The sequence below is a fragment of the Variovorax sp. Varisp85 genome (assembly GCF_047304045.1).
Lineage (GTDB): Bacteria > Pseudomonadota > Gammaproteobacteria > Burkholderiales > Burkholderiaceae_C > Variovorax.
Map to the genome: position 1 here is coordinate 26,470 of NZ_JBGLYN010000014.1, position 14,405 is coordinate 40,874.

Sequence of the window (14,405 nt, forward strand, 5' to 3'; positions counted from 1 at the left end):
CGATGAATCGACGGGCACAATCGCTTTCGCGCTTGTGTTTGTCGCCCTGCAAGTTGTTCCGTAACTCGGCGACAATTTGGATTCTATTCGAGCCGCGCATACCATGCGCGCGCGTCCGTTTTTTGACCCTCCCGCTTTCAATGATCACCCTGTTTCGCCTGCTCGCCCGCGTGCCGATGCCGTTGATGCATCGGCTCGGTGCCATGCTGGGCTGGCTGGTCTGGTGGAGCGCGCCGGACTACCGCCGCCGCTTCAAGGCCAATGCCGAGAGCGCGGGCTTCGCGCCCGACCAATACCGTCCCGCCATCGCCGCCGCCGGCAAGATGGCTTCCGAACTGCCCTGGCTCTGGCTGCGCCCGCATGGCGAGACCGTGCTTCACCGCGTGGTGCGCTGGGAAGGCGTGGAGGCCTTCGAGGCCGCCATGCAGGCCAAGAAGGGCGTGATCCTGGTGGCACCGCACCTCGGCAGCTGGGAGATGTGCGGCCAGGCGATCGGCGAGCGCTTCCTGTCGGCCTACGGGCCGATCACCGCGCTGTTCCGGCCGGCGCGCAAGAAGTGGATGGCCGACCTGATCGCCGCCGGCTCGCGCGACCGGCCCGGCCTGCAGACGCTGCCCACCAACAACAGCGGCGTGCGCGGCCTGATCCGCACGCTGCGCAGCGGCGGCTACACCGGCATCCTGCCCGACCAGGTGCCGCCGATGGGGCAGGGCGTCTGGGCGCCGTTCCTGGGCCGGCCCGCCTACACCATGACCCTGCTTCCCCGCCTTGCGCAACAGACCGGCGCGGCCTGCTTCCTGAGCGTCTGCGAGCGGCTGCCGAACGGCGCCGGCTACGTGGTCCGCTTCGAGCCCATCGTCGGCACGGCGCTGACCGACCCGTCAGCCTCCATCGAGGACGCGGCTGCGGCCATGAACGACGCCATCGGCCGGTTGATCCACAGCCTGCCGGGCCAGTACGTGTGGGACTACGCCCGCTACAAGGAGCCGCGCGCCGAGCGCGTGGCCGCAGCCACCGGGGAGGCCGCATGAGCCTCGGTTCCCGGCTCGGCATCGGCTTCATGCGCGTGATCGCGCCGCTGCCGCTGCCGCTCGTGCGCGGCTTCGGCGCGTTCCTCGGCCGCATCCTGCACACCGTCGCCGTGCCGCGGCGGCGCGTGGTCGACACCAACCTGGCGGTCTGCTTCCCCGGCAAGTCGGAGGCCGAGCGCCGCGCCATCGCGCGCCAGACCTTCGTCTATGTGGCGCAGTCCTGGCTGGACCGCAGCTGGCTCTGGCATGCGCCCGAGAAGGTCGTGGCGAGCCGGCTCAAGGTGGTTGGGGCGGCGTCGGAGATCCGCGAGATCGCCGACGGCGATGCGCCGATGATCCTGTTCGCGCCGCACTTCTACGGCCTGGACGCCGCGGCCACCGCGCTGACCATGCACACGGCGCGCCCCTCGGCCACCATCTACACGACCCAGCGCGATCCGATGGTCGACGCCTGGATCCGCGAGGGCCGCACCCGCTTCGGCGACGTGGCGGCGCTCAACCGGGTGGACGGCATCAAGCCCGTGCTGCAGGGCCTGCGCAAGGGCGGCCTGCTGTACCTGCTGCCCGACATGGACTTCGGCCGCGACCAGACCATTTTCGTGCCGTTCTATGGCGTGCAGGCGGCCACCGTGCCCTCGCTGTCGCGCTTTGCACGGCTGGGCAAGGCCAAGGTGGTGCCGGTGGTGTCGAAGCTGACGCCTGGCGGCTACGAGATCGAGGTGCTGCCGCAGTGGCAGAACTTCCCGACCGACGATGTGGAGGCCGATACCGCGCTCATGAACACGCGGCTGCAGGGCTACATCGACACGATGCCCTCGCAGTACTACTGGGTGCATCGCCGTTTCAAGACCCGCCCCGAGGGCGAACCGCCGATCTATTGAAGGAAGGGCTCCCGGCTTTTCACTTCGCTTCGCTGCGTGCAGCTCCATCTCCCGAGGAGGAGGAGGCGGGGCTCGCCTTGGGGCGGCCCGGCGGCGGCATCAGTTCCGCTGCAAGAATCCCTCGATCTCGCGGGCAACCAGTTGCGGCTGCTCATGCACGATCCAATGGGTCGCGTCCGGCACCTTCTTGACCTCGAGCTTAGGCACGTACTCGTCGAGCCCTTCGAGCAGGCCGGGCAGCAGCGCCGCGTCGTCGAGCGCCCAGAACACGAAGGTCGGCACGTCCACCGTGAGCCGTTCGCGCGGCAGCACCGGGATGCCGTCGACGGTCTGGCCGGGCAGCGGCGGCTTCATCGGCGTCACGCGGTAGAGGTTGCAGGCGCCGGTGAGGCCTGCACCCCAGACTTGGCGGTACTTCTGCTTCACTTCCTCGGTGAGCCAGCCGAAGCCGTCCGGGCCGGCCTTCATCAGCGTGAAGAAGGGCCACATGCGCTTGAAGTCGTCGGCGGCGAGCAGCGCCTCGGCGTCGGGGCGCGCGAGGAAGTTCATGTAGGCGCTGGCTTGCTGCTGCGCCGGGTTGTTGCGCAGTTCGCGCGTGAAGGTGCCCGGGTGCGGCGAATTGATGATGACCAGCTTGCGGATCTGCTGCGGGAACGCGTTGGCATAGCCCCAGGCAAAGGCGCCGCCCCAATCGTGGGCCACCAGCGCGGCCATGGTGCCGTCGGTGCTCTCGGTCGCCACGAGCTGTTGGATGTCCTGGATCAGCAGGTGAGCCTTGTAGGCCGCCACGTCGGTCGGCGCGCTCGACTTCTCGAAGCCGCGCAGGTTGGGTGCCACACAGCGGTAGCCGCCGTGGGTCGGGTCCGAGAAGTACGCCAGCAGTTCGTCCCAGATGAACGAGGCTTCGGGGAAGCCGTGGAGGAACACCATCAGCGGCCGGCCCGGCTGGCCGGCAGCGCGGCAACTCAGGGTGGTGCCATTGGGCAGGCTGCGTTGGAAGGTCTCGATCATGCTTCTTGTCTCCTTGGGTTGACTGTCGCTATTCTTTTGATAGTGAACTACGCACGCTGGACGGCCGATGCAGCCTGTTCTGGGGTTCAGTCAGGTCTCTGCTGGCGGCTCCGGCGGTTCGGCGGGGGCTGCTGCAGTCTCTTCCGGGTGCACCCAGCGCCACAGCAGCTCGGCTGCTTCACCGACGCCCTGCTTTTTCAGCGCCGAGAACAGTTTCACCTCGCCGCCGCCGGCGTTCAGTCGCGTAATCGACAGCACCTTGGCGGCTTCGCTGCGCGTGAGCTTGTCGGACTTGGTCAGCAGCACGAGGAACTTGAGGCCCTGCTGCACGCGCGGGCGGATCACGTCGAGCAGGATCTCGTCGAGTTCGGTCAGGCCGTGGCGCGGGTCGCACATGAGCACCACGCCGCGCAGGCTCTCGCGCGTCATCAGGTAGTTGCCCATCACGCGCTGCCAGCGCAGCTTGGCCTCCTTGGGCACGGCCGCGTAGCCGTAGCCGGGCAGGTCGGCCAGCACCGCATCGTCGACTTTCTGCTTGCCGATGCCGAACAGGTTGATGTGCTGCGTGCGGCCGGGCGTCTTGGAGGCGAAGGCCAGCCGCGTCTGCTGCGTGAGGGTGTTGATGGCAGTCGATTTGCCCGCATTGGAGCGGCCGACGAAGGCGATCTCGGGCAGGTCGACGGGGGGCAGGTGCTCAAGCTGGGGGGCGCTGGTCAGGAAGTGGGCGGTGTGCAACCAGCCCAGTGCCACGCGTTCGCGTTCGGCGACCTGGGGGTCCGCGGCGGGAGCCGCGCGGGGAGGGTAGGCAGCGGGCTTGGCGCGCGGGGAGGGCATCTACGGACTTTCGAAACAAGGCCCACATTGTAGAATCGTGAGGTTTTGCGCCATAAATTCGAAGCCCCCGATATGAAGTTGTTTGCCAATATTCTGCTTGCAGCCCTCGTGGGCATCGCATCCAGCGCGAGTTTTGCAGCCGATGAACACGCGGCTGCTCCGAGTGCGGCGGCCCCGGCGCCTGCCAAACCCGACCCCGCCAAGGGGGACGCGGTATTCAACGCAACGCCGGCCAACAGCCAGAGCTGTGCTTCGTGCCACAACGCGGACGGCAACTCCGCCATCGCGGCCAACCCGAAGCTGGCGCAGCAACATCCCGAATACATCCTCAAGCAGCTGCAGGACTTCAAGTCCGGCAAGCGCAAGAGCGCGATCATGAAGCCGCTGGCTTCGGCTCTGTCCGAAGAGGACATGCGCAACATCGCCTGGTTCGTCGGCTCGAAGAAGGTCAAGCCGGGCTTCTCGAAGGACAAGGACACGATTGCCCTGGGCGAGAAGATCTACCGCGGCGGCATCGGCGAGCGCCAGGTCCCGGCCTGCGCCGGCTGCCACAGCCCGAACGGCGCGGGCATCCCCGCCCAATACCCGCGCCTGGGCGGCCAGAACGCCGATTACACCGTGGCCCAGCTCACGGCCTTCCGCGACAACGTGCGCCTGAACAGCGTTCCCATGACCGGCGTCGCCGCCAAGCTCAACGACAGGGAAATCAAGGCCGTCGCCGACTACATTGCCGGTTTGCGTTGATGATGGCGCTCCCTGGAGCGTGAACCAGCCGCCGAAAATAACCCCAAACAAAAGGCGGGCCGATCCAGCAGGATGGCCCGCCTTTTTGCTTTTTTCCTCTCTTTCCTTACTGTCGTCCGATGTCCGTCTCCACCCATGGCCTTCGCGTTCATCGCGGCCCGCAGATGCTTCGCGCTGCGGTGGAGCTGTTTTCGTCGATGCGCTTCGCGATCGCGCTGCTCACCATCATCTGCATCGCGTCGATCATCGGCACCGTGCTCAAGCAGCATGAGCCGATCAACAACTACATCAACCAGTTCGGGCCGTTCTGGGCCGAACTGTTCCGCGCGGCCAGGCTCGACTCGATCTACAGCGCCTGGTGGTTCCTGCTGATCCTGCTGTTCCTCGTGATCAGCACCGCGCTGTGCATTGCGCGCAACACGCCGCGCATCATGGTCGACCTCAAGACCTTCAAGGAAGACATCCGCGCGCAGAGCCTCAAGGCCTTCGGCCAGCGCGCCGAGAACCGGCTCGGCGAAACGCCCGAAGCGGCGGCCAACCGCATCGGTCAGCTGCTGGTGAGCGGTGGCTGGAAGGTCAAGCTGCAACGGCGCGACGCCACCAGCGGCAGCCGGCCGACTGCCGCCGGCTGGATGGTCGCCGCGCGCGCCGGCGGTGCCCACAAGCTGGGCTACATCGCGGCGCACAGCGCCATCGTGCTGGTGTGCATCGGCGGCCTGCTCGACGGCGACCTGGTGGTGCGCGCGCAGACCTGGTTCAACGGCAAGAGCGTGTTCACCGGCGGCGGCATGATCGCCGACGTGGCGCCGGAGCACCGCCTGTCGGCCGCCAACCCGACCTTCCGCGGCAACATCCTCGTGCCCGAAGGCGGGCAGGGCAGCGTGGCCATCCTGAACCAGTCTGACGGCGTGCTGCTGCAGGAGCTGCCGTTCTCCATCGAGTTGAAGAAGTTCATCGTCGACTACTACTCGACCGGCATGCCCAAGCTGTTCGCGAGCGAGGTGGTGCTGCACGACCGCGAGACCGGCGCGCAGGTGCCGGCGCGCATCGAGGTCAACCATCCGGCCAGCTACAAGGGCGTGGAGATCTACCAGTCGAGCTTCGACGACGGCGGCTCCAGGGTGAAGCTCAAGGCGGTGCCGATGGCGGCCGCGGCCAAGCCCTTCGAGGTGGAGGGCATCATCGGCGGCCCGAGCACCGAGATCACCAACGGCCGCGACAAGCTCACGCTCGAGTTCGCCGCGCTGCGCGTGATCAACGTCGAGAACTTTGCCGATGGCGGCGCCATGGGCAGCGGCGCCGACGTGCGCAAGGTCGACCTGCGCCACGACATCGAGTCGCGCCTGGGCGCCGCCAACAAGACCAACAAGCCGAAGGTGCTGCGCAACATCGGCCCGAGCATCGGCTACAAGCTGCGCGACGCCGCCGGCCAGGCGCGCGAGTACCAGAACTACATGGTGCCGGTCGACACCGGCGACGGCCAGCCGGTGTTCCTGCTGGGGATGCGCGAGAAGCCCGAGGATCCGTTCCGCTACTTGCGCGTGCCCGCCGACGAGCAGGGCTCGATGGACGGCTTCGTGCGCATGCGCGCCGCGCTCGGCGATGCCGACACCCGCGCCCGTGCCATTGAGCGCTACATCGCGAAGGCCACCGACCCCAAGCGCCCGGAGATGGCCGAGCAACTGCGCGTATCGGCCACCCGCGCGCTGGCGCTGTTCGCGGGCACCGAGCGCGCCAAGGCCGACGCCACCACGGCGGGAGGCTGGCAGGCGATTGCCGAGTTCATGGAAGTCAACGTGCCCGAGGCCGAGCGCGAGCGCGCCGGCGGCGTGCTGGTGCGCATCCTCAACGACGTGCTGTTCGAGGTGCTCAACCTGGGCCGCGAAGGCGCCGGCCTTGCCGCGCTGCCGAACGACCAGAAATCGCAGGCCTACCTGACGCAGGCGGTGCTGGCCATCAGCGACGCACATTTCTACCCGGCCCCGGTCGCGATGATGATGACCGACTTCACCCAGGTGCAGGCCAGCGTGTTCCAGGTGGCGCGTGCCCCTGGCAAGAACGTCGTCTATCTGGGCTGCCTGTTGCTGATCGTCGGGATTTTTGCCATGCTGTATGTGCGCGAGCGCCGCCTCTGGGTGTGGCTGACGCCCGACGGCACGGCTGCCGAAGGCCAGACATCCGGGACAGCGGCCACGATGGCGTTCTCGGTCAATCGCAAGACCATCGACAGCGACCGCGAATTCGAGCACCTCAAGCACAAGCTGCTCGCCCTGAGCAAGACAGAAGCACAGACACGATGAACACCACGACCCTCACGCTCAATGAAAGCTGGCTTTCGCGCCGCAACCCGTTCGACTGGGTGTTCGCGGCGCTGGTCCTGGCCGGTGGGCTGTTTGCGTTCACGCGGTACGCGGGGTCGATGGACTACTACGAGAAGCCGATCCTGGCCGCTGCCGTGATCGCGATGATCGCCATCGGCTGGTTCTGGCGGCCGCTGCGGGGGCTGGCCATCATCGTGGCTGCGGCGTCGCTGCTGGCCATCAGTTCGTACCAGGGCGAGCTGGCGCGCGCCGACACGGTGTTCTGGCTCAAGTATTTCCTGTCGAGCCAGTCGGCCATCCTCTGGATGAGCGTGCTGTTCTTCATGAGCACGCTGTTCTACTGGCTCGGCTTTTTCGGCGGCAAGCAGTCGGACACCTTCGACATGATCGGCTCGCGGCTGGCCTGGGCGGCCGTGACGATGGCGCTGATCGGCACCATGGTGCGCTGGTACGAAAGCCACCAGCTCGGCCCGGACATCGGCCACATCCCGGTCAGCAACCTGTACGAAGTGTTCGTGCTGTTCTGCTGGCTCACGGCCGCGTTCTATCTCTACTTCGAAGAGCGCTACAAGACGCGCGCGCTCGGCGCCTTCGTGATGCTGGTGGTCAGCGCGGCGGTCGGCTTCCTGCTCTGGTACACGATCGTGCGCGAGGCGCACGAAATCCAGCCGCTGGTGCCAGCCCTGCAGAGCTGGTGGATGAAGCTGCACGTGCCCGCCAACTTCATCGGCTATGGCACCTTCTCGCTCGCGGCCATGGTGGCCTTCGCCTACCTCATCAAGGAGCAGGCCGACGAAAAGCGCTGGTACAAGCTCACGCCGATCTGGCTGCTGGGCGTGGCGCTGTGCTTCGTGCCGGTGGCGTTCCGCCAGCGCGTGCAGGAAGCCGGCGGCAGCTACTGGGTGGTCTACGCGGGTATTTCCGCGCTGATCGCGGCCGGCATCCTCCTGGGACGCAAGCGCATCGCGGCGCGGCTGCCGGCCAACGAGGTGCTCGACGACGTCATGTACAAGTCGATCACCGTCGGCTTCGCCTTCTTCACCATCGCTACTGTGCTCGGCGCCCTGTGGGCCGCCGACGCCTGGGGCGGCTACTGGAGCTGGGACCCGAAGGAAACCTGGGCGCTGATCGTCTGGCTCAACTACGCGGCCTGGCTGCACATGCGGCTGGTAAAGGGCCTGCGCGGCACCGTGGCGGCGTGGTGGGCGCTGGGTGGACTGGCGGTCACCACCTTCGCCTTCCTCGGCGTGAATATGTTCCTGAGCGGGCTTCACAGCTACGGCACCCTGTAGGCACGGGCCTGCGGTCTTTCGCGAAGAATTGAAACCGCGCGCCGCTGCGGCGCGTAACCAAATCGGGACTGCTCACGAACTACCCTGAGCACAACGATTCACGCGAAAGGCCTGCCATGTCGTTCCAATCCCGCCCGATCCGTCGCAGCAACAGCGACAACGGCTTCATCCACCCGCTGTCGAGCGAGATCACGCCGCGTGCCGCCTACGAAGGCCGGCGCGACCTGCTCAAGCTCATGGCGGGCGGCGCGGCGGGTGCGGCGCTGACCGGCTTCGCCTCGCGCGAAGCCTGGGCCCAGGCCGAGCGGCCCAACAAGCTCGCGCCGCTGCCTGGTGGCAAGTCGGCCGTGCCGGGGGCCATGTCGATGGACAAGCTCACAGACTACAAGGACGTCTCGAGCTACAACAACTTCTACGAGTTCGGCACCGACAAGGCCGACCCGGCCAAGAACGCCGGCACGCTGAAGACGCGGCCGTGGACCGTGGAGGTCGAAGGCCTGGTCAAGAAGCCGGGCAAGTTCGGCATCGAAGACCTGCTCAAGCTCAGCGCGCAGGAAGAGCGCATCTACCGCCTGCGCTGTGTCGAAGGCTGGTCGATGGTCATCCCGTGGGTCGGCTATTCGCTGGCCGAACTGATCAAGAAGGTCGAGCCGCAAGGCAACGCCAAATACGTTGAGTTCGTGACGCTGGCCGACCCGAAGACCATGCCTTTTGTCGGCTCGCGCGTGCTCGACTGGCCCTACACCGAAGGCCTGCGCATGGACGAGGCGATGCACCCGCTCACGCTGCTGGCCTTCGGCATGTACGGCGAGGTGTTGCCCAACCAGAACGGCGCGCCGGTACGGCTCGTGGTGCCGTGGAAGTACGGCTTCAAATCGGCCAAGTCGATCGTCAAGATCCGCTTCGTCGAGAAGGAGCCGAGCACCGCGTGGAACAAGGCGGCGGCCAACGAGTACGGCTTCTACTCGAACGTGAACCCGAACGTCGACCATCCGCGCTGGAGCCAGGCGACCGAGCGCCGCATCGGCGACGGCGGCGGCTTGTTCGCCAAGCGGCGCAAGACCGAAATGTTCAACGGCTACGAAGCCCAGGTCGGCCAGCTGTATGCGGGCATGGACCTGAAGAAGAACTACTGAGCGCGCCCCGGCAACCGGCGCCCGCCCCATGAACAAGCTGCTCATGCATCCGGCGACCAAGCCGGTCATCTTCCTGCTGTGCCTGCTGCCGTTCGCGCGGCTGGCCTACGGCGCCTTCACGGACGGGCTCGGTGCCAACCCGGCCGAGTTCCTGATCCGCGCCACCGGCGACTGGACGCTGCGCTTCATTTGCATCGTGCTGGCGGTGACGCCGCTGCGCGTGATGACCAAGTGGAATGCACTCGCACGCCTGCGCCGCATGCTGGGCCTGTTCGCGTACTTCTACGTGGTGCTGCACCTGCTGTGCTACAGCTGGTTCGACATGGGATTCGAGTGGGGCGACATCGCCAAGGACATCGCGAAGCGGCCGTTCATTTTGGTGGGCTTCTCTGCCTTCGTGCTGCTGACGCCGCTGGCGGCCACCTCTTTCAACCGCGCCATCAAGGCAATGGGCGCGAAGCGCTGGCAGATGCTGCACAAGCTGGTCTACGTGATCTCGGGGCTCGGGCTGCTGCACTTCTTCTGGATGCGCGCGGGCAAGAACAACTTCGCGGAAGTGTTCGTCTATGCCGCGATCATTGCCGCGCTGCTCGCGTGGCGGGTGTGGAATTTCGCGAGCAAGCGCAAGGCGAAGCCTCCCGCGGTGGCGGTGCGCGGCAGCGAGAAGCCGCTGCGCACCGGCTGAGCACCGGCAATCAGCCGTCGATCTCGGCGCGCAGCTGGTCTTCCATCGTCTCGCGGCGGCGGATCAGCTTGGCGGTGGCGCCGCTCACCAGCACTTCGGCGGCACGGCCGCGCGTGTTGTAGTTGCTGGACATGCTCATGCAGTACGCGCCGGCCGACAGCACGGCCAACAGGTCGCCGGCGACCACGTTGAGCGCGCGGTCGCGGCCGATCCAGTCCCCGCTCTCGCAAACCGGGCCGACCACGTCGTAGGTCGGTGCATCGCCGGCGCGGCTGCGCAGCGGCACGATGCGCTGGAAGGCCTGGTACATCGCGGGGCGCGGCAGGTCGTTCATGGCCGCGTCGACGATGCAGAAGTTCTTGTCTTCACCGGGCTTGGTGTAGAGCACCTCGGTCACGCAGACGCCGGCATTGCCGACCAGCGAGCGGCCGGGTTCGATCACCAGCTTGCGCTGGCCGAAGTTGCGTGCGTCGAGCTTGGCGAGCAGCTGCCGCCAGAGCGCATCGGCCTTGGGCGGCACTTCGCCGTTGTAGTCGATGCCCAGGCCGCCGCCGAAGTCCAGGTGATGGATCGGCACGCCGGCTGCCTCGATCGCCTCGACCAGGTCCAGCACGCGATCGCAGGCGTCCAGGTAGGGCGAGGCTTCGGTGATCTGCGAGCCGATGTGGCAGTCGATGCCCACCACCTCCAGGCCCGGCAGCCGCGCGGCGTGCCGGTACGCCTCGACCGCGCGGTCGTGCGCGATGCCGAACTTGTTGCCCTTGAGGCCGGTGGAGATATAGGGGTGCGTCTTGGGATCGACGTTCGGATTGATGCGGATGCTGATGGGCGCGCGCTTGCCCTCGGCCAGCGCCACCTCGTTGAGCACGTCGAGCTCGGCTTCGCTCTCGACGTTGAAGCAGGCGATGCCGGCGGCAAGGGCCTCGCGCATTTCCGCGCGGGTCTTGCCGACGCCCGAGAAGATGATCTTCTTCGGATCGGCGCCCACGGCCAGCACGCGTGCCAGCTCGCCGCCCGAGACGATGTCGAAGCCGCAGCCGGCCTGCGCGAACACGCGCAGCACGCCGAGAGACGAGTTGGCCTTCATCGCATAGCAGATGAGGGCGTCGCGGCCCTCGAAGCCGCGCTGGTAGGCCGCGAGGGCATCCAGCATCCATTGCTTCGAGTAGACGAAAAGAGGGGTGCCGTGCTCGCGCGCCAGCGCTTCGAGCGCGACGCCTTCGACGTGCAGCGCGCCATCGCGTTGCGCAACGTGCGGCTGGCCGGGCAGGGCGATGGGGTTGATGCCGGCACTCATTTGCGCGGTTCCGTGTTGTTGCTGGCCGGTGCGCTGGCGGCAGCGGCCGGTGCGGGCGCCGCCTCGCTGGAGATGGACGAAGAGGACCGCAGGCTCTCGGGCGTCATGAGCTGCGGCAGCGTGGCTCGTCCGGCGGCGGCAGGATCGGTCGGCAGGTACAGCGCACCGCGCTGTCCGCAGGCAACCAGGGCGGTGGTACCTGCAACGAGGCAGACCATGAGCGCAGCGCGGGCGCGGGTGCTCACTAGAATTTGGCGAACGTTCAACATAGCGAAATTGTAATGACCGACACCGAGTACATGGACCGCGCCGAAGCCGCGCTCGCCGCCATTGAGCAGGGATGCGACCGCATCAACGATGCGACCGACGCCGACATCGACAACCAGAGGGTGGGCGGGATGATCACGATTTCATTCCGCAACGGCAGCCAGTTGATCGTGAACCTGCAGAAGCCCCTGCAGGAAATCTGGCTTGCCGCGCGTTCCGGTGGCTACCATTACCGCCACGACGGCCAGGCCTGGGTCGATACCAAGACCGGAGAAGAATTCTTCGGCAACCTGTCGCGTGAAGCGACCCTGCAGGCAGGCCAGCCGCTGACGTTCGCGGCCGCCTGACTCTTCTTCTTCGTCGTCAGTTGCGGAACAGGTCGAGGATGCGGTTGCGCTCCTCGGGCGGGGCCGGCGGGCTCACCGGGGCGCCGGTCAGGGCTTCCACCGGCGCCGCAGTCGCGGATTCCACGCCCAGGCTTGCCACGCCGCGTCCCGGCGCGTAGTCGTCGTAGTACCACTCGCCGCCCACGTTCACGATGCCGGAAGGCGGTGCGGTGGCGATGTCGGTCACGGGGATGCCCTTGATCGCGGTCTCCATGTAGGCGATCCAGATCGGCAGGCTCAGGCCACCGCCGGTTTCGCGGTCGCCCAGGTTGCGCGGCGTGTCGTAGCCGATCCACGAAATGGCCGTCATGGTGGGCTGGAAGCCCGCGAACCACGCGTCGAGCGAGTCGTTGGTGGTGCCGGTCTTGCCGTACAGGTCGGGGCGCTTGAGCGTCGCCTGTGCCTTGGCGGCGGTGCCGGCACGGGCCACCGACTGCAGCAGCGTGTCCATGATGAAGGCATTGCGCTGGGGAATCGCGCGGTTCGCCTCGTTGAGCACCGAGGGTTGCTTGTCGACCAGCACCTTGTCCTTGTGGTCGGTGATGCGGGTCACGAGGTACGGATTGACACGGTAGCCGCCGTTGGCGAACACCGAGTAGCCCACCGCCATCTGCATCGGCGTGACCGAGCCGGCACCCAGCGCCATCGGCAGGTAGGCCGGGTGCTTTTCCTTGTCGAAGCCGAAGTTGGTGATCCACTCCTGCGCGTAGCGCGTGCCGATGGACTGCAGGATGCGGATCGACACGAGGTTCTTCGACTTCATCAGCGCGGTGCGCATCGACATCGGGCCGTCGTAGCCGCCGCCGTAGTTCTTGGGCTCCCACGGCTGGCCGCCGGTGGTGCCGGCGTCGAAGAAGAGCGGGCCGTCGTTGATGACCGTGGCGGGGGTGAAGCCCTTCTCGAGCGCCGCCGAATAGATGAACGGCTTGAAGCTCGAACCCGGCTGGCGCCAGGCCTGCGTGACGTGGTTGAACTTGTTCTTGCCGAAATCGAAGCCGCCGACCAGTGCCTTGATGGCGCCGTCGCGCGGGTCCATGGCGACGAACGCGCCTTCCACTTCGGGCAACTGCGTGATCTCCCAGGTGTTCTTGGGCGTCTTCACCACGCGGATGACCGCGCCGCGGCGGATCTTGATGTTGGGCGGGGCCTTGTCGGAGAGGCCGGACTGCGCGGGCTTGAGGCCCTCGCCGGTGATCTGCACGGGGTCGCCGTTGCCGCGCACGGCATCGATCTGCTTGGGCGTGGCCTTGAGGACGACCGCGGCCATCACGTCGCCGTTGTCGGGGTGGTCGTTGAGCGCATCGTCCACGGCCTCGTCGAGGTCCTTGGCGTCGTTGGGCAGGTCGACGAACTTCTCGGGGCCGCGATAGATCTGGCGACGCTCGTAGTCCATGATGCCCTTGCGCAGCGCCTTATAGGCCGCGGCCTGGTCGGCTGCCACCAGTGAGGTGTAGACCTTGAGGCCGCGCGTATAGGTGCTGTCGCCGTACTGCGCGTACATCAGCTGGCGCACCGTTTCGGCCACGTATTCGGCATGCAGGCGGTTCGGGTCGGCGGCGTCGCGCAGGTGGAGTTCCTCCTTCTTGGCTTCGGCGGCCTGCTCGGCGGTGATGAAGCCGGCTTCCTGCATGCGGTCGATCACGTAGAACTGGCGGCCGCGCGCGCGTTGCGGGTTGTTGACCGGGTTGTTCGCGCCCGGCGCCTTCGGCAGTCCGGCCAGCATGGCAGCCTGGGCAATCGTGAGGTCCTGCAGCGGCTTGCCGAAATACGCTTCGGAAGCGGCGGCAAAGCCGTAGGCGCGGTTGCCGAGGTAGATCTGGTTCAGGTAGATCTCGAAGATCTGGTCCTTGGTGAGCAGGTGCTCCAGCTTGAAGGTCAGCAGCACCTCATAGATCTTGCGGGTGAGCGTCTTCTCGGAGCTCAGGTAGACATTGCGCGCCACCTGCATCGTGATGGTCGATGCGCCCTGGCTCTTCACGCGGTTCATGTTCGCCAGGCCCGCGCGCACCATGCCCTTGTAGTCGACCCCGCCGTGGTCGTAAAAGCGCGAGTCTTCGGCCGCGAGCACGGCGTCTTTCACGACCTTCGGAATGGCCGAGATCGGGGTGAGGTTGCGGCGCTCCTCGCCGAACTCGCCGATCAGGGTGCCTTCGGCCGAGAAAACCCGCAGCGGCAGCTTGGGCCGGTAGTCGGAGAGCTCACTGATGTCGGGCAGGTTCGGGTATGCGACCGCCAGGGCCACCGCCACCACGCACAGCACCGCGAGCACGCCGGCTGCGGCAATGCCGAACCCCCAGAAGAAAAAGCGCAACAGCCATTTCAGCCAGGTCGGGCGCTGGGACTTGGGGGAGGGGGTCTTGGCTGGCCCTTTGGGGCTTGAGGTTTCTTGCATGGAGGGCCGGAGAGTCACCCGACATTATAAAAAGCCGCTCTCTTTGCACGATCCGATCTTTTGTTGCTGCTGCATCGCTCTAATTCAAAAGTTACAAAATGCAGATTTGACGTCAGGTTTTGACAACG

General features: G+C 66.7%; 13 protein-coding genes. 8 read left to right on the plus strand and 5 right to left on the minus strand.

Annotated features, from left to right (window positions below):
• Positions 1 to 140 precede the first annotated feature (140 nt).
• Entirely contained in the window at positions 141 to 1,031 is an 891-nt protein-coding gene (locus ACCC97_RS08100) for a lysophospholipid acyltransferase family protein (protein ID WP_413332238.1), read from the plus strand.
• A complete protein-coding gene (locus ACCC97_RS08105) occupies positions 1,028 to 1,912 on the plus strand; it encodes a lipid A biosynthesis acyltransferase (protein ID WP_007835181.1) in 885 nt (294 codons plus the stop codon). Before ACCC97_RS08100 ends, ACCC97_RS08105 begins: the two co-directional genes overlap by 4 nt.
• 99 nt (positions 1,913 to 2,011) lie before the next feature.
• On the opposite strand, the gene ACCC97_RS08110 is transcribed toward ACCC97_RS08105, so the two are convergent.
• Positions 2,012 to 2,923, minus strand: coding sequence for an alpha/beta fold hydrolase (locus tag ACCC97_RS08110; protein WP_413332240.1), 912 nt, complete (start codon positions 2,921 to 2,923; stop codon positions 2,012 to 2,014).
• Positions 2,924 to 3,013: 90 nt separating this feature from the next.
• Positions 3,014 to 3,757 (minus strand): ribosome biogenesis GTP-binding protein YihA/YsxC, encoded by a 744-nt coding sequence (yihA, locus tag ACCC97_RS08115; RefSeq protein ID WP_413332242.1) that lies wholly within the window; start codon positions 3,755 to 3,757, stop codon positions 3,014 to 3,016.
• Positions 3,758 to 3,829: 72 nt separating this feature from the next.
• Here yihA and ACCC97_RS08120 point away from each other — a divergent pair, with 72 nt between their 5' ends.
• The 5 genes from ACCC97_RS08120 (at position 3,830) to ACCC97_RS08140 (ending at position 9,935) form a co-directional block, all read left to right on the plus strand.
• Positions 3,830 to 4,501: a c-type cytochrome gene (locus ACCC97_RS08120; RefSeq protein WP_007835200.1), complete on the plus strand. Its 672-nt coding sequence runs from the start codon at positions 3,830 to 3,832 to the stop codon at positions 4,499 to 4,501.
• A gap of 119 nt (positions 4,502 to 4,620) precedes the next feature.
• Positions 4,621 to 6,801 (plus strand): cytochrome c biogenesis protein ResB, encoded by a 2,181-nt coding sequence (locus ACCC97_RS08125; protein WP_413332245.1) that lies wholly within the window; start codon positions 4,621 to 4,623, stop codon positions 6,799 to 6,801.
• A complete protein-coding gene (ccsB, locus tag ACCC97_RS08130) occupies positions 6,798 to 8,114 on the plus strand; it encodes a c-type cytochrome biogenesis protein CcsB (protein WP_413332247.1) in 1,317 nt (438 codons plus the stop codon). Before ACCC97_RS08125 ends, ccsB begins: the two co-directional genes overlap by 4 nt.
• Before the next feature lie 116 nt (positions 8,115 to 8,230).
• Positions 8,231 to 9,250 (plus strand): protein-methionine-sulfoxide reductase catalytic subunit MsrP, encoded by a 1,020-nt coding sequence (gene msrP / locus ACCC97_RS08135; RefSeq protein WP_413332249.1) that lies wholly within the window; start codon positions 8,231 to 8,233, stop codon positions 9,248 to 9,250.
• Between the two features lie 28 nt (positions 9,251 to 9,278).
• Positions 9,279 to 9,935, plus strand: a complete 657-nt coding sequence (locus tag ACCC97_RS08140) for a sulfite oxidase heme-binding subunit YedZ (protein WP_413332251.1) — start codon at positions 9,279 to 9,281, stop codon at positions 9,933 to 9,935.
• Positions 9,936 to 9,945: 10 nt separating this feature from the next.
• On the opposite strand, the gene lysA is transcribed toward ACCC97_RS08140, so the two are convergent.
• Together lysA and lptM are read right to left on the minus strand one after the other, a co-directional pair.
• Positions 9,946 to 11,232 (minus strand): diaminopimelate decarboxylase, encoded by a 1,287-nt coding sequence (gene lysA, locus ACCC97_RS08145; RefSeq protein WP_413332253.1) that lies wholly within the window; start codon positions 11,230 to 11,232, stop codon positions 9,946 to 9,948.
• Positions 11,229 to 11,501, minus strand: coding sequence for an LPS translocon maturation chaperone LptM (gene lptM / locus ACCC97_RS08150; RefSeq protein ID WP_413332255.1), 273 nt, complete (start codon positions 11,499 to 11,501; stop codon positions 11,229 to 11,231). Before lptM ends, lysA begins: the two co-directional genes overlap by 4 nt.
• A 12-nt stretch (positions 11,502 to 11,513) precedes the next feature.
• Here lptM and cyaY point away from each other — a divergent pair, with 12 nt between their 5' ends.
• The gene (gene cyaY, locus ACCC97_RS08155; RefSeq protein ID WP_413332257.1) at positions 11,514 to 11,846 is read left to right on the plus strand and encodes an iron donor protein CyaY; all 333 of its coding nucleotides are present in this window, start codon (positions 11,514 to 11,516) and stop codon (positions 11,844 to 11,846) included.
• Positions 11,847 to 11,862: 16 nt separating this feature from the next.
• Here the strand turns inward: cyaY and ACCC97_RS08160 are convergent, their stop codons facing one another.
• On the minus strand, positions 11,863 to 14,277 hold the full coding sequence (locus ACCC97_RS08160) for a penicillin-binding protein 1A (RefSeq protein WP_007835212.1): 2,415 nt from the start codon (positions 14,275 to 14,277) through the stop codon (positions 11,863 to 11,865).
• Between the last annotated feature and the right edge of the window lie 128 nt (positions 14,278 to 14,405).